Origin of the sequence: Ferranicluibacter rubi, from assembly GCF_011603255.1 — a bacterium.
GTDB classification, from domain to species: domain Bacteria; phylum Pseudomonadota; class Alphaproteobacteria; order Rhizobiales; family Rhizobiaceae; genus Ferranicluibacter; species Ferranicluibacter rubi.
The window spans coordinates 479,380-502,005 of sequence record NZ_JAANCM010000001.1 but is presented as its reverse complement, the minus strand read 5'-3'; the positions used below and the strand labels follow the sequence as shown (position 1 = coordinate 502,005).

21 protein-coding genes are annotated in these 22,626 nt (G+C 63.5%); 13 read left to right on the top strand and 8 right to left on the bottom strand.

What is annotated here, in order from left to right; genetic code table 11:
• Positions 1 to 7: 7 nt before the first annotated feature.
• From guaA to G8E10_RS02310, 5 genes are all read left to right on the top strand, one after another.
• Positions 8 to 1,585: a glutamine-hydrolyzing GMP synthase gene (guaA, locus tag G8E10_RS02330; protein WP_167126478.1), complete on the top strand. Its 1,578-nt coding sequence runs from the start codon at positions 8 to 10 to the stop codon at positions 1,583 to 1,585.
• Between the two features lie 241 nt (positions 1,586 to 1,826).
• Entirely contained in the window at positions 1,827 to 2,900 is a 1,074-nt protein-coding gene (locus G8E10_RS02325; RefSeq protein WP_167127112.1) for a succinylglutamate desuccinylase/aspartoacylase domain-containing protein, read from the top strand.
• Positions 2,901 to 2,903: 3 nt separating this feature from the next.
• Positions 2,904 to 3,254: an ArsC family reductase gene (locus G8E10_RS02320; protein WP_110800318.1), complete on the top strand. Its 351-nt coding sequence runs from the start codon at positions 2,904 to 2,906 to the stop codon at positions 3,252 to 3,254.
• Between the two features lie 17 nt (positions 3,255 to 3,271).
• Positions 3,272 to 3,745, top strand: a complete 474-nt coding sequence (ybaK, locus tag G8E10_RS02315; protein ID WP_110800317.1) for a Cys-tRNA(Pro) deacylase — start codon at positions 3,272 to 3,274, stop codon at positions 3,743 to 3,745.
• Between the two features lie 83 nt (positions 3,746 to 3,828).
• On the top strand, positions 3,829 to 4,146 hold the full coding sequence (locus tag G8E10_RS02310) for a DUF6074 family protein (protein ID WP_245420062.1): 318 nt from the start codon (positions 3,829 to 3,831) through the stop codon (positions 4,144 to 4,146).
• A 5-nt stretch (positions 4,147 to 4,151) separates the two neighbouring features.
• On the opposite strand, the gene G8E10_RS02305 is transcribed toward G8E10_RS02310, so the two are convergent.
• Complete coding sequence (locus G8E10_RS02305) at positions 4,152 to 4,706, bottom strand: 2'-5' RNA ligase family protein (protein ID WP_167126475.1); 555 nt, start codon at positions 4,704 to 4,706, stop codon at positions 4,152 to 4,154.
• A gap of 140 nt (positions 4,707 to 4,846) precedes the next feature.
• Between G8E10_RS02305 and G8E10_RS02300 the strand changes: the two genes are divergently transcribed.
• Positions 4,847 to 7,114 carry a heavy metal translocating P-type ATPase gene (locus G8E10_RS02300; RefSeq protein ID WP_167127109.1) on the top strand — a complete coding sequence of 756 codons (2,268 nt, stop codon included), beginning with the start codon at positions 4,847 to 4,849 and terminating at the stop codon, positions 7,112 to 7,114.
• Between the two features lie 91 nt (positions 7,115 to 7,205).
• On the opposite strand, the gene derI is transcribed toward G8E10_RS02300, so the two are convergent.
• From derI to G8E10_RS02285, 3 genes are read right to left on the bottom strand one after another with little or no spacing between them, the layout of a single operon-like run.
• Positions 7,206 to 7,643: a D-erythrulose-4-phosphate isomerase gene (derI, locus tag G8E10_RS02295; protein WP_132664155.1), complete on the bottom strand. Its 438-nt coding sequence runs from the start codon at positions 7,641 to 7,643 to the stop codon at positions 7,206 to 7,208.
• A gap of 29 nt (positions 7,644 to 7,672) precedes the next feature.
• Positions 7,673 to 8,440 carry a triose-phosphate isomerase gene (locus tag G8E10_RS02290; RefSeq protein ID WP_167126472.1) on the bottom strand — a complete coding sequence of 256 codons (768 nt, stop codon included), beginning with the start codon at positions 8,438 to 8,440 and terminating at the stop codon, positions 7,673 to 7,675.
• Between the two features lie 30 nt (positions 8,441 to 8,470).
• A complete protein-coding gene (locus G8E10_RS02285; protein WP_167127105.1) occupies positions 8,471 to 9,229 on the bottom strand; it encodes a DeoR/GlpR family DNA-binding transcription regulator in 759 nt (252 codons plus the stop codon).
• A gap of 238 nt (positions 9,230 to 9,467) precedes the next feature.
• Between G8E10_RS02285 and pncB the strand changes: the two genes are divergently transcribed.
• On the top strand, positions 9,468 to 10,772 hold the full coding sequence (pncB, locus tag G8E10_RS02280; protein ID WP_132445855.1) for a nicotinate phosphoribosyltransferase: 1,305 nt from the start codon (positions 9,468 to 9,470) through the stop codon (positions 10,770 to 10,772).
• A gap of 130 nt (positions 10,773 to 10,902) precedes the next feature.
• Here the strand turns inward: pncB and G8E10_RS02275 are convergent, their stop codons facing one another.
• Positions 10,903 to 11,169 carry a hypothetical protein gene (locus G8E10_RS02275; protein ID WP_132439966.1) on the bottom strand — a complete coding sequence of 89 codons (267 nt, stop codon included), beginning with the start codon at positions 11,167 to 11,169 and terminating at the stop codon, positions 10,903 to 10,905.
• 120 nt (positions 11,170 to 11,289) lie between these two features.
• On the opposite strand from G8E10_RS02275, the gene G8E10_RS02270 reads away from it, so the two are divergent.
• Positions 11,290 to 11,949: a TetR/AcrR family transcriptional regulator gene (locus G8E10_RS02270; RefSeq protein ID WP_167126469.1), complete on the top strand. Its 660-nt coding sequence runs from the start codon at positions 11,290 to 11,292 to the stop codon at positions 11,947 to 11,949.
• An 80-nt stretch (positions 11,950 to 12,029) separates the two neighbouring features.
• Here G8E10_RS02270 and G8E10_RS02265 read toward each other — a convergent pair whose 3' ends face one another.
• Positions 12,030 to 12,416, bottom strand: a complete 387-nt coding sequence (locus tag G8E10_RS02265) for a hypothetical protein (RefSeq protein ID WP_110727340.1) — start codon at positions 12,414 to 12,416, stop codon at positions 12,030 to 12,032.
• Between the two features lie 287 nt (positions 12,417 to 12,703).
• Between G8E10_RS02265 and G8E10_RS02260 the strand changes: the two genes are divergently transcribed.
• Together G8E10_RS02260 and glgA are read left to right on the top strand one after the other, a co-directional pair.
• On the top strand, positions 12,704 to 12,976 hold the full coding sequence (locus G8E10_RS02260) for a DUF2934 domain-containing protein (RefSeq protein ID WP_167126466.1): 273 nt from the start codon (positions 12,704 to 12,706) through the stop codon (positions 12,974 to 12,976).
• 244 nt (positions 12,977 to 13,220) lie between these two features.
• Positions 13,221 to 14,678, top strand: coding sequence for a glycogen synthase GlgA (gene glgA / locus G8E10_RS02255; protein WP_167126463.1), 1,458 nt, complete (start codon positions 13,221 to 13,223; stop codon positions 14,676 to 14,678).
• A 108-nt stretch (positions 14,679 to 14,786) separates the two neighbouring features.
• Here glgA and glgX read toward each other — a convergent pair whose 3' ends face one another.
• Positions 14,787 to 16,877 carry a glycogen debranching protein GlgX gene (gene glgX / locus G8E10_RS02250; RefSeq protein ID WP_167126460.1) on the bottom strand — a complete coding sequence of 697 codons (2,091 nt, stop codon included), beginning with the start codon at positions 16,875 to 16,877 and terminating at the stop codon, positions 14,787 to 14,789.
• A 373-nt stretch (positions 16,878 to 17,250) separates the two neighbouring features.
• Here glgX and treZ point away from each other — a divergent pair, with 373 nt between their 5' ends.
• From treZ to G8E10_RS02235, 3 genes are all read left to right on the top strand, one after another.
• Complete coding sequence (gene treZ / locus G8E10_RS02245; RefSeq protein ID WP_167126457.1) at positions 17,251 to 19,041, top strand: malto-oligosyltrehalose trehalohydrolase; 1,791 nt, start codon at positions 17,251 to 17,253, stop codon at positions 19,039 to 19,041.
• Between the two features lie 203 nt (positions 19,042 to 19,244).
• Positions 19,245 to 20,174 carry a VOC family protein gene (locus tag G8E10_RS02240; protein WP_167126454.1) on the top strand — a complete coding sequence of 310 codons (930 nt, stop codon included), beginning with the start codon at positions 19,245 to 19,247 and terminating at the stop codon, positions 20,172 to 20,174.
• 85 nt (positions 20,175 to 20,259) lie between these two features.
• The gene (locus tag G8E10_RS02235; protein WP_167126450.1) at positions 20,260 to 20,862 is read left to right on the top strand and encodes an alpha/beta hydrolase; all 603 of its coding nucleotides are present in this window, start codon (positions 20,260 to 20,262) and stop codon (positions 20,860 to 20,862) included.
• A 4-nt stretch (positions 20,863 to 20,866) separates the two neighbouring features.
• On the opposite strand, the gene ggt is transcribed toward G8E10_RS02235, so the two are convergent.
• The gene (gene ggt, locus G8E10_RS02230) at positions 20,867 to 22,606 is read right to left on the bottom strand and encodes a gamma-glutamyltransferase (RefSeq protein WP_167126447.1); all 1,740 of its coding nucleotides are present in this window, start codon (positions 22,604 to 22,606) and stop codon (positions 20,867 to 20,869) included.
• Positions 22,607 to 22,626 lie beyond the last annotated feature (20 nt).

Sequence of the window (22,626 nt, the reverse complement as noted above, 5' to 3'; positions counted from 1 at the left end):
GCCAGGCATGACCGAGATAGCCCATCCCGACAGCATCCTCATCATCGATTTCGGCAGCCAGGTGACGCAGCTCATCGCGCGCCGGGTTCGTGAAGCCGGTGTCTATTGCGAGATCCATCCCTTCAACAATGCCGAGGAAGCCTTCGCCCGCATGGGCCCGAAGGGCGTGATTTTCTCCGGCGGACCGGCCTCCGTGACGGCGGAAGGCAGCCCGCGCGCGCCGCAGGCGGTGTTCGACAGCGGCATTCCGCTGCTCGGCATCTGCTACGGCCAGCAGACGATGTGCACCCAGCTCGGCGGCACCGTCGAGGGTGGTCATGCCGCCGAATTCGGCCGTGCCGATGTCGAGATCAAGGCGGCAAGCCCGCTGTTCGATGGCCTGTGGGAGGTCGGCGGCCGCTATCCGGTGTGGATGAGCCATGGCGACCGGGTGACGCAGCTGCCGCACGGTTTCGAGGTCATCGCGACCTCCGAGAACGCACCGTTCGCGATCGCGGCCGACGAGAGCCGTCGTTACTACACCACCATGTTCCATCCCGAAGTGGTGCACACGCCGGATGGCGCCAAGCTCCTCTCCAACTTCGTGCACAAGATCGTCGGCCTGAAGTCGGACTGGACCATGGCCGCCTACCGCGCCGAAATGATTCGCAAGATCCGCGAAGACGTGGGCGATGGCCGTGTGATCTGCGGCCTTTCCGGCGGCGTCGATAGCTCGGTTGCCGCCGTGCTGATCCACGAGGCGATCGGCGACCAGCTGACCTGCGTCTTTGTCGACCATGGCATGATGCGCCTCAACGAGGCGGACGAAGTGATCAAGATGTTCCGCGATCACTACAATATCCCGCTCGTCCATGTGGATGCGTCGGACCTCTTCCTGACCGAGCTTGCCGGCGAGGTCGATCCCGAGGTCAAGCGCAAGATCATCGGCCGCTTGTTCATCGAGGTGTTCGAGGCGGAAGCCGCCAAGATCGCCTCGGACGGCAAGGGCGCTCCGGCCTTCCTCGCGCAGGGCACGCTCTATCCCGACGTCATCGAAAGCGTGTCCTTCTCGGGCGGCCCGTCCGTCACGATCAAGAGCCACCACAATGTCGGCGGCCTGCCGGCCCGCATGAACATGAAGCTGGTCGAGCCGCTGCGCGAACTCTTCAAGGACGAAGTCCGCGTACTCGGCCGCGAACTCGGCCTGCCCGAGCGCTTCGTCGGCCGCCATCCGTTCCCGGGCCCGGGCCTCGCCATCCGCTGCCCCGGCGGCGTAACGCGCGAAAAGCTCGACATCCTGCGCAAGGCCGATGCCGTCTATCTCGACGAAATCCGCAAGGCCGGCCTCTACGACGTCATCTGGCAGGCCTTCGCCGTGCTCTTGCCCGTACAGACCGTCGGCGTCATGGGCGACCACCGCACCTACGACTTCGTCTGCGCCCTGCGCGCCGTGACCTCCGTCGATGGCATGACGGCCGATTTCTACCCCTACGACATGAACTTCCTCGGCCGCACGGCAACCCGCATCATCAACGAAGTCCGCGGCATCAATCGTGTGGTTTATGACGTGACGTCGAAACCACCGGGCACGATCGAGTGGGAATAAGCGAAGCAGGCAGGCGCGACCCGAAAGGGTGACGCGCCTGCTCTCTCTTGCATGTGCTCCCGCCGCGACGGGCGTCGTCTGCGGAGGTGCGTCGGCAGGATACTGCACTGTCAGCTGCCGACGTCGCTTGAACATCCCTGCCTTTTCCGCCATTCCACCATATGACCGTGTCACTGAAGGAATAGTCGTTCCCTTTTCGTTCTTGAATGAGACAACGGTTCGGCTATAGTTGCGTCACAGGATGGAGGCCAGGGTGAAGCAGGACGTTATCGTCATTCCCGGAGATACGCCGGAGGTGAGCTGGCGGGTTCCGGTGCTCGAATTTTCCGGCGCGCATGCTGGTTCCGTTCCGAAGGTCTATATTCAGGCGGCCTTGCACGCCAACGAACTTCCGGGCGTCGCCACGCTTCATCGTCTCTGCGCGCGCCTTCGCGCGGCGGACGCGGCAGGGGCGATCCGCGGTGATATCACCATCGTGCCGCAGGCCAACCCGATCGGCGCAGCGCAGTCGCATTTCGGCGAGATTCAGGGCCGCTTCGACCTGGGCTCGCGCGGCAACTACAATCGCGATTTTCCGTTGATCTCTGCCTCTGTTCGCAACGACCTGCTGGTCGATCTCGATCGTTTTACCGCGCCGGAGCGGTTGAAACGGGAGTTGCTCTACCGTGCGCTCGGCGCCGATCTCGTGCTCGACCTGCATTGCGACGACGAATCGCTGCCCTATGCCTATATCGACAGCGCCTTCTGGCCCGAGGCCTCCGATCTCGCATCTGCTTTGCAGGTGGATGCCGTGTTTCTCTCCGATGGCGAAAGCTCGGCCTTCGAGGAGGCCGTCTCCTATGCCTGGAAGCAGGAGCAGGGCGGCCGGGGTGCCTCGTTGCCCGGCCGTCTCTCCGTCACGGTGGAATTGCGCGGGCGTCGGGATGTCGGGCCTGATGTGGCGCAGCGCGATGCCGACGGCCTCTGGGCGTTTCTTGAGGCCCGCGGCGTTGTGAACGGCGGATCGCCGGCGCTTCAGCCGTATAGTGGCCCGGCTTTCGCACTCGACACGATCGAAATGATCAAGGCCCCTGTTCCCGGCACGATTCTCTTTCATCGCGACATCGGAGATCGCGTGGAAGCCGGCGATCTTCTGGCCGTGCTCGTCCCGCGTCCCGGCTTTCCGGAAGATGACGTGGAGGTGCGTGCACCGCAGGCCGGGCTGGTCGTCACGCGGTCGTCGGCACGCTTTGCCCGCCGCCGGGATGACCTGATGAAGATCGGCTGTGCCGAGATCACCGGAGCGGGCCGCAGGGCCGGAACATTGGAGGACTGACCCGTGACCACGACCCTTTATGGCATCCGCAACTGCGACACGATGAAGAAGGCCCGCACGTGGCTCGACGGTCACGCCGTGGAATACCGTTTTCACGACTACAAGATCGAAGGCGTCGACCGTGCGCATCTGTCGGGCTGGTGTGCTGCCTTGGGCTGGGAAACGGTGCTGAACAGGGCGGGAACGACGTTTCGCAAGCTGCCGGACGCGGAGAAGCAGGATCTCGACGCGGAAAAGGCGATCGCCTTGATGCTGGCCAACCCTTCCATGATCAAGCGGCCGATCCTCGATCGCGATGGTGCGCTGACGGCGGGTTTCCGGCCGGAGGTCTACGACACGCTGTTCGGGAACTGAGCCAAGGGAAACAGGCCATGTCGAAGACGACGCGTGCGACACAGATGCTGACCAAGGCAGGAGCCGCGTTCACCACCCACAGCTACGATTACGACCCCTCTGTGGACCGGATCGGCATGGCCGCGGCCGAGGCGATGGGTGAGGCGCCGCAGCGCGTGCTGAAGACGCTGATGGCGGAGGTGGATGGCAGACCGGTTTGCGTGGTCGTGCCGTCCGATCGCGAAGTGAGCATGAAGAAGCTGGCCACGGCCGCTGCTGGCAAGTCCGCCGCGATGATGAAGCCGGCCGCGGCCGAGCGGCTTACCGGTTACCACGTCGGCGGCATCAGCCCGTTCGGGCAGAAAAAGACGGTGCCGACCTTCATCGAGGAGACGGCACTTGCAGAGCCCCTGGTCTATATCAATGGCGGCCAGCGCGGCTTGCAGGTCCGTTTGTCGCCCGCCGATGCGCTCAATGTTCTCGGCGCGATCGCTGTGCCGCTGGTCACATAAGAGAACAGCAACAAGACGTTGGAAACGAAGCGTTAACCAAAATCTCCTTACATCGGTGTGACAGAAGGAGAATCGGTGTGAATATGAAGGCAGGACACGACGCCCGGGAAACGCATGGCGGGATCATCGCCTTTCCGCTGTCCGGACGGACAAACCTGATCCGCCGTTGCGCGGCCGAACTCGAGGCCGTCCACGGCGAGGCCGCTATTGCCTACTGGCGCACCGCCTGCCGCGGCCTTGCCGATGATCTCGGCAAACTCGGCTGTGACGAGGACGATATCCACCATCAGGTCATGGACTTCCAGACCGAAGTTCAGCTCGAAATGATGCGCCGCTACACCGAGCGCCTGGAAGCCGGCGCCGATGCCGACCCGGAGACCGGTCACCGCGCCCGCACGTGACGCCGTCAGCAGAGCGGAAAGCGGGCCGCCTTCTCCCAGGGGCCACCGTCATAGTGCCAGAGGGAAAGGCCGGTGACGGTAAAATCCCACGGCGCGAAGTCTTCGGACAAGGTGGCCTGAAGCGCACGCGCCGTCTCCGCCGGAACTTTGTTCTGCACCGTCACATGCGGCCGGAAGCCCTGCTCGTCCTGCCGCGTCAGCCATGGCTGAAAACGCTGGGCGAGCAAGGCTCGCAGGCCCTGTAGTGCCGGGCTCGACAGCGCAAAGGCAACGCCGTTTCCAAGGAAGCGCACACGCTCGACCGTCACCGTGATCGGCGATCGCCCGGCAACAGCCTGCGCGAGATGCTGCGCTATGGCCTCTCGTTCCTTGCCCGGCAGGGCATGAAACAGCGTGATATGCGCGGAAAGCCAGTTTCGCTCCGGCGGGAAATACCGGCTCCGCAGATGATCGAAATGTGCCTGCGCCGCCGCCTCCATCTCGACCGTGACAATCAGGGGCCGATGGTCGAGATCCGCTGAGCGCGCCTCGTCGCGTTGTTCGTCCTCGCTCTCGGCCATGATCCTCGTATCCTTATGCTGCCCGTCTTACGCCTGCGCGTCCGGCTCGGATGCAGGAAACGCATGTCCCATCATTTTCGGTCTTGTAGCTCTAGTCGCTAGAGCCTTTACAAGGGGTTCATCACGTGACGGAGATGATGATGGGCGAGATGCGGCAAACACGATTCGACGTTTCAGGCATGGACTGCGCCTCCTGCGCGTCCAAGATCGACACAGCCGTCCGGCGGCTACCGGGCGTCGCCGATGTCGCGGTCTCGGTGACAACGCAGGCCATGACCGTCCACCATGACGAGACGACGGACCTTCCCGCTTTGGCCCGCAAGGTGTCGGGTCTCGGCTACAAGACCGTGCCCGCAAACCGGACGCCGGTAAAAACGGCTCCGCAGGCCTCGGCCTGCTGCGGAGGGCACGCCCATGACGACCATGAACATGAAAGCCACGGCCAAGGCGACCATGACCACAAGCATCATCAACATGATCAGAGTCCGGCAAACGCGGCTGCCGCTCCATCCTCGGGCCTGCACGGGCACGACCACGGGCCAACGTCCGGGCCCTGGTGGGCCTCCGACAAGGGCCGGCTGACACTTCTCTGCGGCGGTGCCCTGGTGCTGGCCTATGCGGTCGGGCACCTCTTCCCCCCGCTCGCCTCGAACGCCTTCCTCATTGCGCTTCTCGTCGGCCTCGTGCCCATCGGCCGGCGCGCCATCATGGCGGCGCTGGCGGGAACGCCCTTTTCGATCGAAATGCTGATGACCATCGCGGCAATCGGCGCCGTCATCATCGATGCGGGCGAGGAGGCGGCGGCCGTCGTCTTCCTGTTTCTCGTCGGCGAACTGCTGGAGGGTGTAGCGGCCAGCCGGGCGCGGCGCAGCATCCAGGCCTTGTCGGATCTCGTGCCGAAAACGGCTTTCCTCGATGACAACGGCGCCACGCGCGAGGTGCCGGCAGACACGCTCGTTCCCGGCAACATCATCCGCATCCGCCCCGGCGACCGCATTCCGGCCGATGGCGATATCATCTCCGGCGAAAGCGCGATCGACGAAGCGCCGGTGACGGGCGAAAGCGTGCCCGTCCGCAAGACCGCGAATGATCCGGTCTTTGCCGGCACCGTCAATGGCGAAGGCGTGTTGCGCGTCACGGTGACGGCGGCAGCGGCCGATAACACCATCGCCCGGGTCGTGCGCCTCGTGGAGGAAGCGCAGGAGGCAAAGGCGCCGACCGAGCGCTTCATCGATCGTTTCTCGCGTTACTACACGCCGGGCGTGGTCGTGGTCGCCGCGCTGGTCGCCATCCTGCCGCCGCTTCTGGCGGGAGGATCCTGGTCGGAGTGGGTCTACAAGGGTCTCGCCATCCTGCTCATCGGCTGCCCCTGCGCGCTGGTCATCTCGACGCCGGCCGCCATCGCCGCCTCCCTGTCGGCAGGCGCCCGCCGAGGCCTGCTGGTCAAGGGCGGCGCCGTCCTCGAAAAGCTCGGCACGGTCGATACCGTCGCCTTCGACAAGACGGGGACGCTGACCGAAGGCCGTCCCGTCGTCACCGATATTCTTGCCTTCGCGGTTGCGGAGAGCGACATCCTGCGGCTCTCGGCCGCGCTCGATGCGGAGTCGAGCCATCCTCTGGCGCTCGCCATCCTCGCCCGGGCGGAGGCGGAGGGCATTGCCTATCCCACAGCCGAAGGCGCATCAGCCTTGGGCGGCAAAGGGGTCACGGGCACGGTCGGCCAGCAAAAGCTTTTCCTCGGCTCGCCCCGTGCCGCAGGCGAGATCGCGCCGCTCTCCGCCGAGCAGTCAAGTGCGATCCAAGCGCTCAACGACGATGGCAAGACCGTGTCGGTACTTGTCATCGATGGTCAGGTGGCCGGCGCCATCGCCATGCGCGACGAGCCGCGCAAGGACGCACGGCAGGCACTTGTGGCACTGAAGGCAGCCGGCATCCGCACCGTGATGCTCACCGGCGACAACCGCCGCGTCGCAGAGGCCGTCGGGCGTGACCTCGGCATCGACGTGCGGGCCGAACTGATGCCTGAGGACAAGCAGACCATCGTGCGCGAACTGAAGGCGCAGGGCGCGACGGTTGCCAAGGTCGGAGACGGCATCAACGATGCGCCGGCACTGGCGGCCGCCGATATCGGCATCGCCATCGGCGGCGGTACGGATGTGGCGCTGGAAACCGCGGATGCCGCCATTCTCCACGGGCGCATCGCCGATGTCGCGGCGCTGATCGATCTGTCGAAACGCTGCATGGCCAACATTCGCCAGAACATCGCCGTCGCGCTCGGTCTGAAGGCCGTGTTTCTCGTGACGACCGTGGTTGGCATCACAGGCCTGTGGCCGGCCATCCTGGCGGATACCGGGGCGACGGTGCTCGTCACCATCAACGCTTTACGCCTCCTGCGCGTCCGCGCCTGATCGATGTGCAACGAAAAACGCCCGGCATCGCTGCCGGGCGTCTGTTTCCGGGATCGCGAGGGAGGATCTGCGCGACCGGCGGAAGGGAATGTTATTTCGCGGTGTCGAGACGATCGATCGCCTTTACGTTGTCGGCCGACGAGCCACTCGGATCGAACTCGGAAGCAAGCCAGGTATCGACGATCGCCTTGGCGAGTTCCGGCCCGATGACGCGGGCGCCCATGGTAATGATCTGGGCATTGTTCGACTTTGCGGCGCGTTCCGCCGAATAGGTATCGTGCGTCAGCGCCGCCCGGATGCCGGGCACCTTGTTGGCAGAAATGCTGACGCCGATGCCGGTGCCGCAGAAGAGGATGCCGCGCTCGTTCTCGCCGTCGACGATGGTCTGTGCGAGCTTCTGCGACAGGTCCGCATAGAAGCCCTGCTGGCTGAGGTCGGTGACCTCGATATCATTGCGGGTCGCGAGATGCTTGGCGATGACGTCGAGAAGCGGCTTGCCGGCGCTGTCGGCTCCGATGGCGATTTTCATGGCTGTTTCCTTTCAGGCTTTTGTTGATGTCAGAGAGCGGATGAAACGCGGGTCAGGATGTCGAGATAACCACTGACATTCCAGGCGGAACGGCCGATGAAGAGGCCGTCGATATGGGGCTTGGCGATCAACTCCGCGCAATTGCCGGGATTGACGCTGCCGCCATAGAGAACGGGCACGGAAACGCCGAGACAGGCCTTCGCCACCTCGGCGATGCGGGCATGGCGGTCGTCGGCATAGTCGGCCGATGCCGGAATGCCGTTGACGCCGATGGCCCAGACGGGCTCGTAGGCGAGAAGGACCGGCTTTTCCCGGTCAGCGCCGGTGAGCCCGGACAGCGCGCCTTCGACCTGCCGCTTGAGAACGGCGTCCGCCTCGCCGGCCTCGCGCTCGGGCAGCGTCTCACCGATGCAGATCAGCGGCGTCAGGCCGTGACGAACGGCGGCTGCGGTCTTCAGGCCGACGGTCCGGTCGGTCTCGCCGAAATGCTCGCGCCGTTCGCTATGACCGAGCTCCACGAGATCGAGCCCGCAATCGGTCAGCATCGGTGCGGAGATTTCGCCGGTCCAGGCGCCGGCATCGTCCCAGTGCATGTTCTGCGCGCCCACCTTGACGCTGGTGCCGGACAGCCGCTGCTTGACCTCGCGCGCGGCGGTGAAGGGCGGGATGACGAAGCGCTGGATGCGCGGATCGCGCGCGGCGTCGCTCGTCCCCAGGCCGTCGGCGAAGGCCATGGCCTCGCTGAGCGTCTTGTTCATCTTCCAGCTCGTTCCAACCCAGATGCCGTTCGTTTTCACTGCATGCTCCTCGTCGTGAAGTCCCGGTCGTCAGACCTTGATGATCGAAATGCCGGCATCGCTCAGCGCAGCCTCGTGGCCGGCGTCGATGCGGTCGCTGGTGATAACGGCGCTGAAACCGTCCAGTCCCGTCAGGAAGTGCAGGGCCGGCTTGCCGAATTTCGCGTGGTCCACCAGCAGGTAGCTGCGGCTTGCCGAGCGCATCATCTGGCGCTTGGTCTTCACCACTTCCTGATCCTGATGATAGGCGGCGGCCCCCTGAATGGCGGATGAGGAGAGAAAGGCGATGTCGGCCCGCAGCGACGACAGCGTTTCCTCCGTGACGATACCGAAGAAACCGTTGAACTTGCGGCTGTACTGCCCCCCGAGCGAGATGACCTCGATGCCGGGAATGGCGGTGAGCTTGACGATGACGGAGAGGTTGTTGGTGATCACCGTCAGCGGCCGGATGGTCGCGAGATGATCGGCAAGCCCGCCGGCCGTCGAGCCGTCGTCGATGATGATGATCTGCCCGGGCTCCACCAGTGTTGCGGCATGGGATGCGAGCTGCCGTTTCTCCTCGGCCGCCATCTTCTCGCGGTAGCGAAAGTCGCTCTCGAACTGCGCGCTCGACTGGATGGACGCCCCGCCATGGACCTTGCGCAAGAGGCCCGCCTGCTCGAGATCGTCGAGGTCGCGATGGATGGTCATCTTGCTGACGGAAAAGCGCAGAGACAGATCCTCGACGGAAGCAGAGCCTGCCTCCATCAGAATATCCATGATCTCCTGCCGCCGATCGTCCGGTTTCAAAGCCACTGCGATCTCCATCCTCAGAGCCATATAAACAGTCTCGTGCAGAAATACAACATTATGAATGATATTATGTGACGATTGAATGTTATGTTGTGGGGAGTATTCGATGGCCCGCACGTGTTGCAGGCAGCGGTTTGGCGTGGCATGAAGATGCAGTTCGTTGCGCCATCAAGAGTGCAGCGCCGGAGGAATATCCGCTGCGGTTTCACCGTTCGCGCGGATGCGAGGATACGGCATGACGAAGACGGATATTGCGCGGCGCGTCTACGACAATGCCTGGAAGCTCGACCCAGTCGTGCGCAGCCTCCTGGATACGGACTTCTACAAGCTCCTGATGTTGCAGATGATCTGGCGTCTTTACCCGGATGTCGATGCGACCTTTTCGCTGATCAACCGCACCAAGACGGTGCTTCTGACGGAGGAGATCGATGAGCAGGAACTGCGCGAGCAGCTGGATCACGTCCGCACGATGCGCTTCACCAAGAAGGAAATGATCTGGCTCGCCGGCAACACCTTCTATGGTCGAAAGCAGATCTTCTCACCCGACTTCCTCGACTGGCTGGCCGATTTCCAGCTGCCGGACTACGAGCTTTCGCGCCGCCACGGCCAGTATGAGCTGACCTTTCCCGGCAAGTGGACGCATACGAGCATGTGGGAAATCCCGGCGCTCGCCATCGTCAACGAACTGCGCTCGCGCACGGCCATGAAGGGCATGGGCCCCTTTGCACTCGACGTTCTCTATGCCCGCGCCAAGGCGAAGATGTGGTCGAAGGTGGAGCAGCTGCGGGCGGTGCCTGACCTGCGCATCTCCGATTTCGGCACCCGCCGCCGTCATTCGTTTCTGTGGCAGCGCTGGTGCGTCGAGGCGTTGAAGGAAGGCATCGGCGAGTCTTTCTCCGGCACCAGCAATGTGCTCCTCGCCATGGATACCGATCTCGAGGCGCTCGGCACCAATGCCCATGAATTGCCGATGGTGGCAGCAGCCCTTGCCAAGACCGATGCCGAACTTGCGGATGCGCCCTACAAGGTCCTGCAGGACTGGAACCGTCTTTATGGCGGCAACCTGCTGATCGTCCTGCCGGACGCCTTCGGAACGGCGGCCTTCCTCAAGAATGCGCCCGACTGGGTCGCCGACTGGACCGGTTTCCGCCCCGACAGCGCCCCGCCGATCGAGGGCGGCGAGCGCATCCTCGACTGGTGGCGCGCCCATGGCCGCGACCCCAGGGAAAAGCTGCTGATCTTCTCCGACGGGCTCGATGTCGAGATGATCGTCAAGACCTACCGGCATTTCGAGGGCCGGGTGCGCATGAGCTTCGGCTGGGGCACCAACCTTACCAACGACTTTGCCGATTGCGCACCGACGGAGGTCAGCGGTCTCAACCCCATCTCCATCGTCTGCAAGGTCATCGACGCCAACGGCCGCCCGGCCGTCAAGCTGTCCGACAACCCCCGCAAGGCGACGGGCGACCCGGCCGAGGTCGAGCGTTACCTGAAATTCTTCGGAACGCAGGACTTCGAGGAACTCGCCGTCCGCGTCTGACACCATCACCCTGCAGCAGACACAAAAAACCCGAACGGAGGAGGTCCTTCCGGTCGGGTTTCATTCGCCCGGGAACAGGGCGTGTGCCTCACGGGCTGATTTGATCGAAGCCAAGCCAGCGAGACGACAATCAATAACAGGCAGCGCAGGCGGAGCCGGAGCGCACCGCCAGCGGATGCACCATGGCGAGCAGGCGGCGTTTCGGTGCGGCCAGAAGCTTGGCTGCATGGGTGCGGGCGCCGCCGGGTTCGGGCTTGGCATGCTCCAGCGCGTTCGCTGCTGAATAGAGCAGCGTCTTGAACTGCGAGGAGGTCACGCCATCGGCCCGCATCACGGCGCGGATCATCGGATCGGTCAGCACCTCGTTTAGGGTCAGATCGTCATGTGCCATGTTCATGGCCTTCTCCTTCGTGTCGTCCACAGCCGAGGGCAGGTGGGGTTGGGCCTGTCCTTGACCGAAATGCTTTAGCGTGTTACCGGTAAGTAACACGTCATTTGTTACCGAACGGTCACACCCATGTCAATCGCTGTCGTGAATAAAAACGCCAAACGTGGCTCTACTGTGAAGCCGGACCAGGAATCGACATCGCCCCCCGGTCTGTCCTCCGTAAAGGTCGCTCCACGTGACCGTATCGTCACCAGTGCCTGCGAACTGTTTCGCCAGCACGGCATCCGCGGCATCGGCGTCGATGCGATCGCCGAGGCGGCGTCGACCAACAAGATGACGCTCTACCGGCATTTCGGCTCCAAGGACGACCTTGTCTGCGAGACGCTTCGCGTGACCTCCGAAAAGAGCGGCGCGATGTGGGCGGACATTGAGACGCGGTTTTCCGATAATGCGAACGCCCAGCTTGGTGCCTGGGTGACGGCCCTTTCGGATTGTCTCCAGCGCGACCAGTTCGGTTGCGACATTGCCAATGCCGCGGTGGAACTCAAGGAGGCGGGCCATCCGGCCCATGCCGTCATCGAGACATTCAAGATCCTGCAGCGCAAAAAACTGACGGATCTCTGCCGGCGGACGGGCATCGAGGAGCCCGAAACCCTTGCCGATACCCTGCTCCTCTTGCTGGAAGGCGCCCGCGTCAGCCGCCAGGCTTCAGGCCTCGAAGGCCCCGCCCAGTGTTTCCAGCGCGCCTGCCGCAACACGCTGACGGCTTTCGGCGTCGGCACGTCCTGAAGCGGTAGCCGCCTCATCCCTACATATCGTTCGAAAGAAAGAGCCATCGCGGCGGGGTCGCGATGGCGCTTTGCGTTGAACTAAAGGCCGTCGCGTTTCAGAAGCGCGCGAACTTCTTCGAAGCGGCGCTTGTTGGCCTCGTTGCGCTCGTTCGGGCCATAGCAGGTGCTGGACACGCAGAAGCGCTGCAGGTCGAACGGTGCGGCGGTGTTCTGGAATTCGCACTCGATGGAATCCACCATGTCCTTCTTCTCGACGCCTTCGCGGGTGGAGAAGGTGAGGCGGGCGCCCGGCGGCTTCAGTTCCGGAAAGGACTGGACGACGCCGGTCTGAAAGGTCTCGGCAAGAAGCAGGTGCTTTGCGACCTGCACGCAGACGTCCTCGATCTTGGGCGTTTGCGCGGCGGCTGGCGACAGGCCGGCAAAAGCTGATGCGGCAGCAATGGCTAGAACAATCCGTTTTCTCATGACACACTCCGGAAAGCCGCATGTTGCGGCAGTGACTTGGCGGATTCTTCGCGTCGGCGATAAGGGCCTGCGCCGAGACGATCCGTGAGCGCTAGATAGGGCGGTTTCGACCGTCATCCAGCCGTCGTGTCGACCGCAGGGGCCACGCGGACACTCTGTCTCCAAGGACCTTCGTCGCTCCCTCTAAAAGAGCGCCGGAATAGGTAAAATTTCTGTCTGATCTGGAACCAAATTGACCCTCCCTGATTTGGGAGTGGCGGTAGTCCGATTATCAAAGGGAGAAGGCCATGACCGAGAAAGACGAAGACCTGATCAAGAAGCGGGCTTATGCCTTGTGGGAATCCGAAGGCCGGCCGGAAGGTCGGCATGACGAGCATTGGGGCCAAGCCTATCAAGAGCTTGCCAATGCCGAAAACACCTCCGTGCTCGGTGAGCCTGAGGAGGATGCCGCACCTGTCGACAAGCCTGCCAATGCCGATAAGGCAAAGCCTCCGCTGTCGGTTGTGGACGGCGGCGCTGCTGGAAATCCCGGTGCAAAGCGCAAGCGCAAGACGGTCTGAGACCGCACAGGCGCCGGCATTGCCCGGTGCCTGATTTTCTTCGCGACGACGGCTCCCGCCCGACATTCTGCGCACGCGGCGCACCTCCCAATCGCACTGCACAAGTTTCTCACCTGCTCCTCAATTTTTGTGCGGACACGGGGTCCGCTTTCCTCCATCATCGGAGCAAGAGGTGTTTCGCTTTTCTCCCGACCTCCATTTCAGCCGGCAATCCAACCGGATTGCAAAGAGGAACGTGACCTGCGTGAACGTACTGTCTGTGACGTCGGAAATCTTCCCCCTGATCAAGACCGGCGGCCTTGCCGACGTGACCGGGGCACTGCCGAAAGTCCTTTCCGCGCGCGGGTATCGCACCCGCAGCCTGATCCCCGGCTATACCTCCGTTCTCGCCGAGGTAAGAGATGCGCGGCCGGTGCATTTTTTCCCGGATCTCTTCGGTAACCCTGCCTGGCTGCTCGAAGCGGAATGCCAGGGTCTCGATCTTCTCGTGTTGAACGCACCGTCGCTCTATGATCGTCCCGGCGGCCCCTATGTCGGCGAGGATGGCATCGACCACCCCGACAACTGGAAGCGCTTCGCGGTTCTCTCCTACGTGGCCTCGGCCGTCGCAGGCGGGCTTCTGCCGGACTGGACGCCGGATCTCGTGCACACCCATGACTGGCAGACGGCGCTGACATCCGTCTATATGCGCTACTCCGCCAATGCCCGGGCGATCCCGTCGGTTCTCACCATCCATAATCTCGCATTTCAGGGCCAGTATTCCGCCGCCCACCTGAAGGATATCGGTCTTCCGCCCGAGGCGCTGTCGATCGATTGCCTCGAATATTACGGCGACATGAGCTATCTCAAGGGTGGCATCCGCACCGCGAGCGCGATCACCACCGTCAGCCCGACCTATGCCCGCGAGATCGTTTCGCCGGAACTCGGAATGGGCATGGAAGGCGCGCTTCTGTCGCGTCTCGATACCTTCACCGGTATCGTCAACGGCATCGACAGCGAGATCTGGGACCCTGCCACCGACCCCTATCTGCCGGCACGATACGACGTCCGCCATATCCGTAACCGGGGCATCAACCGGGCCCGGCTGCTCGAGACGTTCCGGCTGGACGCGACCCCCGGACCTGTTCTCGCAGCCGTCACCCGCCTTACCTGGCAGAAGGGCGGCGACATGCTGGCTGAGGTCGCGGAGGAGATTGCGGCGCTCGGCGGCAAGTTGATCGTGCTGGGCAAGGGCTCCAAGGACATCGAAACGCAGCTACTGCTCGCTGCGGGGCGACATCCTGGCAAAATCGGCGTCCGTATCGGCTATGACGAGGAAACGGCGCATCTCGTGCACGGCGGCACGGATATTATCATCCAGCCCTCCCGCTTCGAGCCTTGCGGCCTGACGCAGCTCTATGCACTGCGCTATGGTGCCGTACCCGTCGTCTCCCGCACGGGCGGCTTGTCGGAAACGATCATCGACGCCAACGACGCCGCCATGTCCGCGCGCGTCGCCACCGGTTTCCAGTTCCACCCTGCCACCAGCGACAATCTCCGCCTCGCCATCCACCGGGCCTTCCACGCCTATCGCGACCCGAAGAAATGGGCTCGTCTGCAGAACCAGGGCATGAAGGCCAATTTCTCCTGGGAGCGCAGCGCCGAGCAATATGCTGAGCTGTATGGCAAGGTGATCGCAAAGGCGCAAAAGGCGACGGCCTGATCCTATCATCGTATTGAACCAAAGAAGCCGGCCTGACCTTGCGTCTGACCGGCTTTTTCTTGTTCGGAAATTGAACCGGCCCGCGTAGTGCGGGCCGGTCTCAAATGATCAGGCCGGGCGGAAGACCGCGAGGCTGCGGGCCTGCATGTCGAACGCTTCTCCTGCATCCACAGGCTGCGCTTCGACAGCCGGATCGTCCGTCGTCAGTTCCAGCACCCAGCTGCCGCTGGGCGACTCGGGAAGGGCGAAGGGAACGACGCCATCATGCGGGTTGAAGATCATCAGAATATGCGACCAGACGCCGTCCTTTCCGACGAGATCGTCGCGCGAGATCAGGGCGCCGATGGTGGTGCCGCCGCCGTCCTGCCACTGCTCCTCGGTCTGCTCGCCGCCACCTGCATTCAGCCAGGTGATGACCATGCCGTCGCGCCAGTTCTCGCGGTGCAGCAGCGGCTGGGTCGCGCGCAGTGTCGTCAGCCGGCGGACGAAGTCGCGTAGCACATCGGCGCTGGGCGGCAGGTTCTCCCAGTGGATCCAGCTGATATCACTGTCCTGGCAGTAGCCGTTATTGTTGCCCATCTGGCTGCGGCCGAACTCGTCACCGCCGAGAATCATCGGCGTGCCGTGCGACAGCAGCAGCGTCGCAAGGAAGTTCCGCTTTTGACGTTCGCGGGTGGCGTTGATGGTCTCGTCTTCGGTCGGACCCTCGGCGCCGTAGTTGAAGCTGCGGTTGTCGCCGTGGCCGTCCTTGTTGTCTTCGCCATTCGCATCGTTGTGCTTCTCGTTGTAGGAAACGAGATCGTTGATGGTGAAGCCATCATGTGCGGCGACGAAGTTGACGCTCGCCCAGGGGCGACGGCCGCGAAGGTCGTAGATATCGCCGGAGCCGAACAGGCGAGCCGCGAAGTCGGGCGCCGTGCCGTCTGTGTCCATCCAGTAATCGCGGACCGTGTCGCGATACTTGTCGTTCCACTCGGCCCAGCCGGGCGGAAAGCCTCCGACCTGATAGCCGCCGGGACCGATGTCCCAGGGTTCGCCGACGAGCTTGACTTTGGAGAGAACCGGATCCTGCGAGACCGCATCGAAGAAACCACCGCGCTCGTCGAAACCTTCCGGCTCGCGGCCGAGAATGGTGCCGAGGTCGAAACGGAAGCCATCGACATGCATTTCCTCGACCCAGTAGCGCAGAGAATCCGTCACCATCTGCAGCACGCGCGGATGCGAGGTGTTGACCGTGTTCCCGGTGCCGGTGTCGTTGATGTAGTAGCGGTGATTGTCGGGCAGGGTGCGGTAGTAGGAGAAGTTATCGATGCCCTTGAAGGAGAGCGTCGGCCCAAGCTCGTTGCCTTCGGCCGTGTGGTTGTAGACCACGTCGAGAATGACCTCGAGCCCGCCATCATGCAGGGCGCGAACCATGTCGCGGAAGCCATCGAGAGCGCGTGGACCGTAATAACGCGTGGCTGGTGCGAAGAAGCCGAGCGTGTTGTAGCCCCAGTAATTGTGCAGCCCCTTGTCGACCAGCATGCTGTCATCGGGGAAGAAGTGGGTCGGTAGCAGTTCGACCGAGGTAATGCCGAGGCTCTTCAAATAGTCGACGGCTGCCTTGTGGCCCATGCCGTCGAAGGTGCCACGCATGTTTTCCGGAATGGCCGGGTGCAGCTTGGTGAAGCCCTTCACATGCGTTTCGTAAAAGATCGTCTTCGACCAGGGGATGATTGGGCCGCGATCGCCCTTCCAGTCGTAGGTCTTCGGATCGATGACGCGGCCCTTCGGCGTCACCGACGCGCTGTCGAGCGTGTTGAAGGTCAGATCCTTGTCGGTCTCGGCGTCCATGTCATAGGCGAAATGCGCCTTCGACCATTCCACGTCGCCAACCAGTTCGCGGGCGTAGGGGTCCACCAGAAGCTTGTTCGGATTGAAGCGATGCCCTCGCTCCGGATCAAACGGTCCGTGGACACGATAGCCATAGAGAGCGCCGGGCTTCAGGCCGGGGATGTAGCCGTGCCAGATCTCGTTCGTGTATTCGGGAAGCTCGATGCGGGCAACTTCGACGGCGCCACTGTCATCGAAAAGGCAGAGTTCGATGCGTTCGGCATGTGCCGAAAAGATCGCGAAATTGACGCCGTCCTTGTCGGGCGTTGCCCCGAGCGTATGCCACGATCCCGGCTCGACCGCGTATTGATTGACTTTGGCGTCCATGAAACGTCCCCTGTGTTGATCGGATCAGAAATTGTGCGTCGCATCATTTTGTTCCCTCTCGAAGAGGGAATCTTGTTTTTCGGCGACGTCGTGCTGGCCTGCCGGGAGCCGGAAGGTGCCGGTCTGCGTCTATCGCATGCTAACGGCCGGAGCATGAACAAGTTCAGTCAGCAATAAACATTGCCTGTCCGTCGCTTCGTGGACTGGATTTCGTGGCCACGCGACGCATTTCCTTCGCAATGCAGCAAACACGCGAGTGCGCCCGGAACCTTTGCCCGGATCCGCTTGTTGAAGGGCGGATCGCAGGCCAGCCGGACGGGCGCAGACAGTGCGCCGAACCCAGAACCGATACGAGGACAGGATGAACTCCCTGATGACAACCGAGAGCGTACGACCTTCCGAAAACCGGCAGACGACAGCCTGGGGACCTGAACTTTTGGCCGAGGGCGGCGCCCGGTTCCGCCTCTGGGCGCCGGGTGAAGACACGCTGACGCTGCGGCTGGATGGCAAGGACCACGAGATGGCCAAGGCTGGCGAGGGCTGGTTCGAGGCCGTCATTCCCGACGCAAAGCCCGGCGCAACGTACGCCTTCGTCCTGCCGGATGGAAAGGTCGTGCCGGACCCGGCAGCGCGCGCGCTGGCGGAAGACGTTCATGGCCCCGCTGTGCTGGTCGATCCCGACGCCTACCAGTGGCAGCATGCCGGCTGGACCGGCATGCCCTGGGCCGAAACAATCCTCTATGAATTCCATGTCGGTACGTTCACGCCGGAAGGCACCTTCCGGGCGGCCATCGACAAGCTGGCCGATATCGCGGACACCGGCATCACGGCCGTCGAGCTCATGCCGGTCTCGCACTTCGGCGGCACGCGGGGCTGGGGCTATGATGGCGTCTATCCCTACGCGCCGCACAATGCCTATGGCTCGCCGGATGATCTCAAAGCCTTCATCGATGCAGCGCACGGGCTCGGCCTCATGGTCTACATGGATGTCGTCTACAATCACTTCGGACCCGACGGGAATTATCTGAGCGCCTATGCACCCGACTTCTTCCGCGAGGGGAAGAAGACACCCTGGGGTGCGGCCATCGCCTACAACAAGCAGCCGGTGCGCGATTTCTTCGTCGAAAACGCGCTCTACTGGCTGCGCGAGTTCCGGCTTGACGGCCTGCGCTTCGATGCGATCGACATGATCTTCGACGATGCGGAAACGCATGTCCTGATCGAGATCGCGCGCCGCGCCCGCTCGGAGTTCGAAGGCCGCCACATCCACCTTGTCACCGAGGATCCGGAAAACCACATCGAACTGCGCCGCAGCGACGACAATGAAGCGCTGCTCTATGATGCCGACTGGAACGACGACTATCACCACGCGGCCCATGTGGTCGCGACGGGTGAGAAGAACGGTTACTACGGCAAGTTCATCGACAAGCCGGTCGAAAACTTCGCCCGCGCGTTGACCGAAGGCTATATCTATCCCGGGCAGAAGCCGGTGGAAATGAGCGAGCCGGTGCCGATGGAAGCTTTCGTCGGCTTTCTTCAGAACCACGACCAGATCGGCAACCGGGCCTTCGGCGATCGGCTGATCACGCTGACGTCGAAGGAGATGCTAGAGGCGCTCACCGTCGTCACCATGCTGGCGCCGCATATCCCCATGCTGTTCATGGGCGAGGAATATGGCGAGACGCGTCCCTTCCTGTTCTTCACCGACTATGACGGCGAACTCGGCAAGGCCGTGCGCGAAGGCCGGCGCACGGATATGGACAATTTTGGCGGCCTTCCGGACGGCAAATCCGTCGAGGACGTTGCCGACCCCAACGCCATTGAGACGATGGAGAACACGCGCCTCGACTGGGCCAAGTCCGAAACCGACGAAGGCCAGAAATGGCGTGCCCTCTATCGTGAGCTGATTGCCATCCGCAAACGGGCCATCATCCCCCTGCTGGTTGCCGCTCCCAACACGCTCTCGGCCGGCACGGTCCTTATGGCGGAAGGCAGGCTGCTTGCCATCGACTGGCAGCTCGGTGACCGCCGCCTGCAGCTGCGCGCCAATTTCGGCGATGTAGCCGCGGACCTGCCGCCGGCAACCGGCGAAACGCTCTACGGCACGCACAGCACGCAGGGCATGGCGCCCCTCTCGGTCCTGTTCGCCCTCGACCGCGCCTAGAAAACGGAGGACCTGGGCGGCGGAGAGACCTTCGCCGCCGCTGCCTGAGAGGTGAACAACGAAACGTGATCGTTCTCGATTTGAGAACAATCCGTCCTGTATCGATCCTCTATCGCGGCCGGCTATCCTGCACCATCTTGACCTCATCAAACGCCCGGTCGCCGCCACAATGGCAAAACCTTCGGGCAGGAAAGGATGAGATCATGATCGACCAAATCAAGGGCCTCCATCACGTTACGTCGATGGCTGCAAACGCCCGCGTCAACAACGCGTTCTTCACGGATGTCCTCGGCCTCCGCCGGATCAAGAAGACCGTCAACTTCGACGCGCCCGACGTCTACCACCTCTATTATGGCGACGAGATCGGCACGCCCGGCACCGTCATGACCTATTTCCCGTTCCCCCACATCGCACGTGGCCGTCCTGGAACCGGTGAAGTCGGCACGACCGTCTTCGCGGTGCCGCAGGGCTCGCTTCCCTACTGGGCCGATCGCCTGACCAAGAAGGGCGTGACCGGGGTGACTCCGAGCGAGACCTTCGGCGAGAAGCGCCTGTCCTTCAACGGGCCGGATGGCGACGGCTTCGCGCTGGTGGAGACGGCCGATGATCCGCGCACGCCATGGACGGCAGGCGGTATCAGCGAGGATCACGCCATTCGCGGTTTCCACTCGGTCGCCCTGCGGCTGCGGGATGCCGGCGCGACATCGGAACTGCTCGGCTTCATGGGCTATGACACGCTGGAGACGCGCGACGGCGTCACCCGCCTCCTCGTACCCGGCGCGCAGGCCGCCGGTGTCATCGACATCGAGACTTTGGCCGATGCACCCGGTAGCCGGCAGGGCGCAGGCTCCGTCCACCATGTCGCCTTCGCCGTCGACAACCGTGCGGCCCAGCTGGAGGTGCGCAAGGCGCTGATGGATACGGGCTATCAGGTCACCCCGGTCATCGACCGCGATTACTTCTGGGCGATCTATTTCCGCACGCCCGGCGGCGTTCTGTTCGAGGTCGCGACCAACGAGCCGGGTTTCGAGCGCGACGAGGAACGGGCGCATCTGGGCGAGGCGCTGAAGCTGCCGCAGCAGCACAAGCACCTGCGGCCGATCCTGGAGCAGCAGCTGGAAAAGCTCGACTGAGCGCTTCCACCGCCAACGATTAGGAAATCACACAGAACCGGAGCCGTCGCAGGACATGCGGCGGCAATACCGGAGGAGTTTTGTCATGACCGACACGGACTATAAGCACCTCATCAAAAAGGGCGCGACCGGCGCGCCGCTTCTCGTGCCGCTGCACGGCACGGGCGGAGACGAGAACCAGTTCTTCACCTTCGCCAGCCAGATGCGTCCCGACGCAACCATCCTGTCGCCGCGCGGCGATGTCTCGGAACACGGGGCGGCCCGCTTCTTCCGCCGCACCGGCGAAGGCGTCTACGATATGGCGGATCTCGCACGCGGCACGCAGAAGCTTGCCGATTTCGTGCGGAAGACGGCCGAAACGGTCGGGGCGTCGGAGATCTTCGGCCTCGGCTTCTCCAACGGCGCCAACATTCTGGCGAACGTGCTGGTGGAGTTTCCCGATCTCTTCGACCGGGCCGCACTCCTGCATCCGCTGATTCCGTTTCAGCCGAAACCCGCACAGGGGCTGGCTGGCCGTCGCATCCTCGTCACCGCTGGCGAGCGCGACCCCATCTGCCCGACACCGCTGACCATCGTGTTGGCCGACTACTTCACGGCGCAGGGCGCAACCACGCAGCTCGCGTGGCACAATGGCGGCCATGATATCCGCGAGAACGAAATCGAGGCGATGCGCACGCTGTTTGCGTGATCGCTCAATACCCCCGCGCCGCGCCCGAGGCGGCGCGGCTGTCCATGGTGCCGTAATATCGGGCGCCTGTCGAACCTTCGCCCGCCTCCGCCGCCGTCCTGCCGCCGACGAGGATGCCGGCGGCCTGACCCCAGACCGGCCAGTTCTTGTCCGGGCCGACATCGTGCCCCATGCCCTGAAGCACCTTCAACGTGTCGGCGGACAAGGCGAAGGGCTCGATCGCCACCGTGTCCGGCATCCATTGGTGATGAAGCCGCGGCGCATCGATCGCCTCCTGCAGCGTCATGCCATGGTCGATGACGTTGAGGATGGCTTCGAGCGTGATGGTGATGATGCGGGCGCCGCCGGGGCTGCCGATGACCATGAACGGTTTGCCGTCCTTGGTCACGATGGTCGGGCTCATGGAGGAGAGCGGCGTCTTGCCCGGAGCGATCGCATTGGCCTCTCCCTGCACGAGCCCGTAGAGGTTCGGTGCGCCGGGCTTGGAGGTGAAGTCGTCCATTTCGTTGTTGAGCAGGATGCCGGTGCCGGGCGCGACGACGCCTGCGCCGAAGGAGCCGTTGAGTGTATAGGTGACCGAGACCGCGTTGCCTGCGCTGTCCATGATCGAGTAATGCGTCGTCTCGTGGCTTTCCCCGAGCCCCTTGGGTGCAAGCTGGGCGGAAATGCCGGCCTTCTCAAGGTCGATCTTGCCGCGGATCTCCTGCGCATAGGCCTTGTCGAGCAGCTTCTCCACCGGGTTCTCGACGAAGTCGGGGTCGCCGAGCGCCGAGTTGCGGTCGACATAGGCATAGCGCATCGCCTCGATCATCACATGCGCCGTCGCCGCCGAACCGGAGCCGAGTTCACCGAGCGGATAGCCTTCGAGAATGTTGAGGATTTCGCAGAGGATGACGCCGCCGGAGCTCGGCGGAGGGGAGGAGATGATCTCGTAGCCGCGATAGGTGCAGGTGACCGGCTTCAATTCGCGCACCGCGTAGCGCTCGAAATCTGCCTTCTTCAGGATGCCGCCCTTCTCCGCGCTCGCCTTGACGATATCGTCCGCGATCGCGCCCTTGTAGAACGCGTCCGGCCCCGTCTTCGAGATCGCAGCCAGGCTGCGCGCCAGGTCCGGCTGAACCAGAGTCGCACCGATCTTCGGGGCTTGGCCGTCGGGCGTCAGGAAGATCGCGGCGGCGGCGGGGTCGCGGCCGAGCTTCTTCAGGCTGTTGCCGAGGGAAGTGACATCGCCGCCATCGAGGGTGAAGCCCTGCTCAGCGAGTTTGACCGCCGGTGCCAGAAGTGCCTCGCGCGACAGGGTGCCGAAGCGGGTGCGCGCGGCCTCGAAACCGGCCACCGATCCGGGCACGCCGACGGCGAGATAGCCATCCGTGCTGCGGCCCTTGGCGATCTCGCCCTTTTCGTCGAGATACATCGTCTTGGTCGCGGCTAGTGGCGCCCGCTCGCGGAAATCAAGAAAGCTGGTGCGGCCGTCGGCAAGGCGCACCGTCATGAAGCCGCCGCCGCCGATATTGCCGGCCGTGGGATAGACGACGGCCAGCGCATAGCCGACCGCAACTGCGGCATCCACCGCATTGCCGCCCTGCTTCAGGATCTCCACGCCGACATCCGACGCCAGATGCTGGGCCGTGACGACCATGCCGTTCTCGCCCGCAACCGGCTGCGGCGAGGCCGCCTGTGCAGGGGATACGGCAAGGCCGATCGCAAGGGTCAGATGCACGAGAGGGGTGCGGATGAGGGTCATAAGCGGGGCTCCTCCGGGGG

Bases quoted from the DNA above. Each gene is read 5' to 3' on its own strand.
- guaA (WP_167126478.1), top strand. From the start codon at position 8: ATGACCGAGATAGCCCATCCCGACAGCATCCTCATCATCGATTTCGGC.
- G8E10_RS02325 (WP_167127112.1), top strand. From the start codon at position 1,827: ATGGAGGCCAGGGTGAAGCAGGACGTTATCGTCATTCCCGGAGATACG.
- ybaK (WP_110800317.1), top strand. From the start codon at position 3,272: ATGTCGAAGACGACGCGTGCGACACAGATGCTGACCAAGGCAGGAGCC.
- G8E10_RS02310 (WP_245420062.1), top strand. From the start codon at position 3,829: ATGAAGGCAGGACACGACGCCCGGGAAACGCATGGCGGGATCATCGCC.
- G8E10_RS02305 (WP_167126475.1), bottom strand. From the start codon at position 4,706: ATGGCCGAGAGCGAGGACGAACAACGCGACGAGGCGCGCTCAGCGGAT.
- G8E10_RS02300 (WP_167127109.1), top strand. From the start codon at position 4,847: ATGGGCGAGATGCGGCAAACACGATTCGACGTTTCAGGCATGGACTGC.
- derI (WP_132664155.1), bottom strand. From the start codon at position 7,643: ATGAAAATCGCCATCGGAGCCGACAGCGCCGGCAAGCCGCTTCTCGAC.
- pncB (WP_132445855.1), top strand. From the start codon at position 9,468: ATGACGAAGACGGATATTGCGCGGCGCGTCTACGACAATGCCTGGAAG.
- G8E10_RS02275 (WP_132439966.1), bottom strand. From the start codon at position 11,169: ATGAACATGGCACATGACGATCTGACCCTAAACGAGGTGCTGACCGAT.
- G8E10_RS02270 (WP_167126469.1), top strand. From the start codon at position 11,290: ATGTCAATCGCTGTCGTGAATAAAAACGCCAAACGTGGCTCTACTGTG.
- G8E10_RS02265 (WP_110727340.1), bottom strand. From the start codon at position 12,416: ATGAGAAAACGGATTGTTCTAGCCATTGCTGCCGCATCAGCTTTTGCC.
- G8E10_RS02260 (WP_167126466.1), top strand. From the start codon at position 12,704: ATGACCGAGAAAGACGAAGACCTGATCAAGAAGCGGGCTTATGCCTTG.
- glgX (WP_167126460.1), bottom strand. From the start codon at position 16,877: ATGGACGCCAAAGTCAATCAATACGCGGTCGAGCCGGGATCGTGGCAT.
- treZ (WP_167126457.1), top strand. From the start codon at position 17,251: ATGACAACCGAGAGCGTACGACCTTCCGAAAACCGGCAGACGACAGCC.
- G8E10_RS02240 (WP_167126454.1), top strand. From the start codon at position 19,245: ATGATCGACCAAATCAAGGGCCTCCATCACGTTACGTCGATGGCTGCA.
- G8E10_RS02235 (WP_167126450.1), top strand. From the start codon at position 20,260: ATGACCGACACGGACTATAAGCACCTCATCAAAAAGGGCGCGACCGGC.
- ggt (WP_167126447.1), bottom strand. From the start codon at position 22,606: ATGACCCTCATCCGCACCCCTCTCGTGCATCTGACCCTTGCGATCGGC.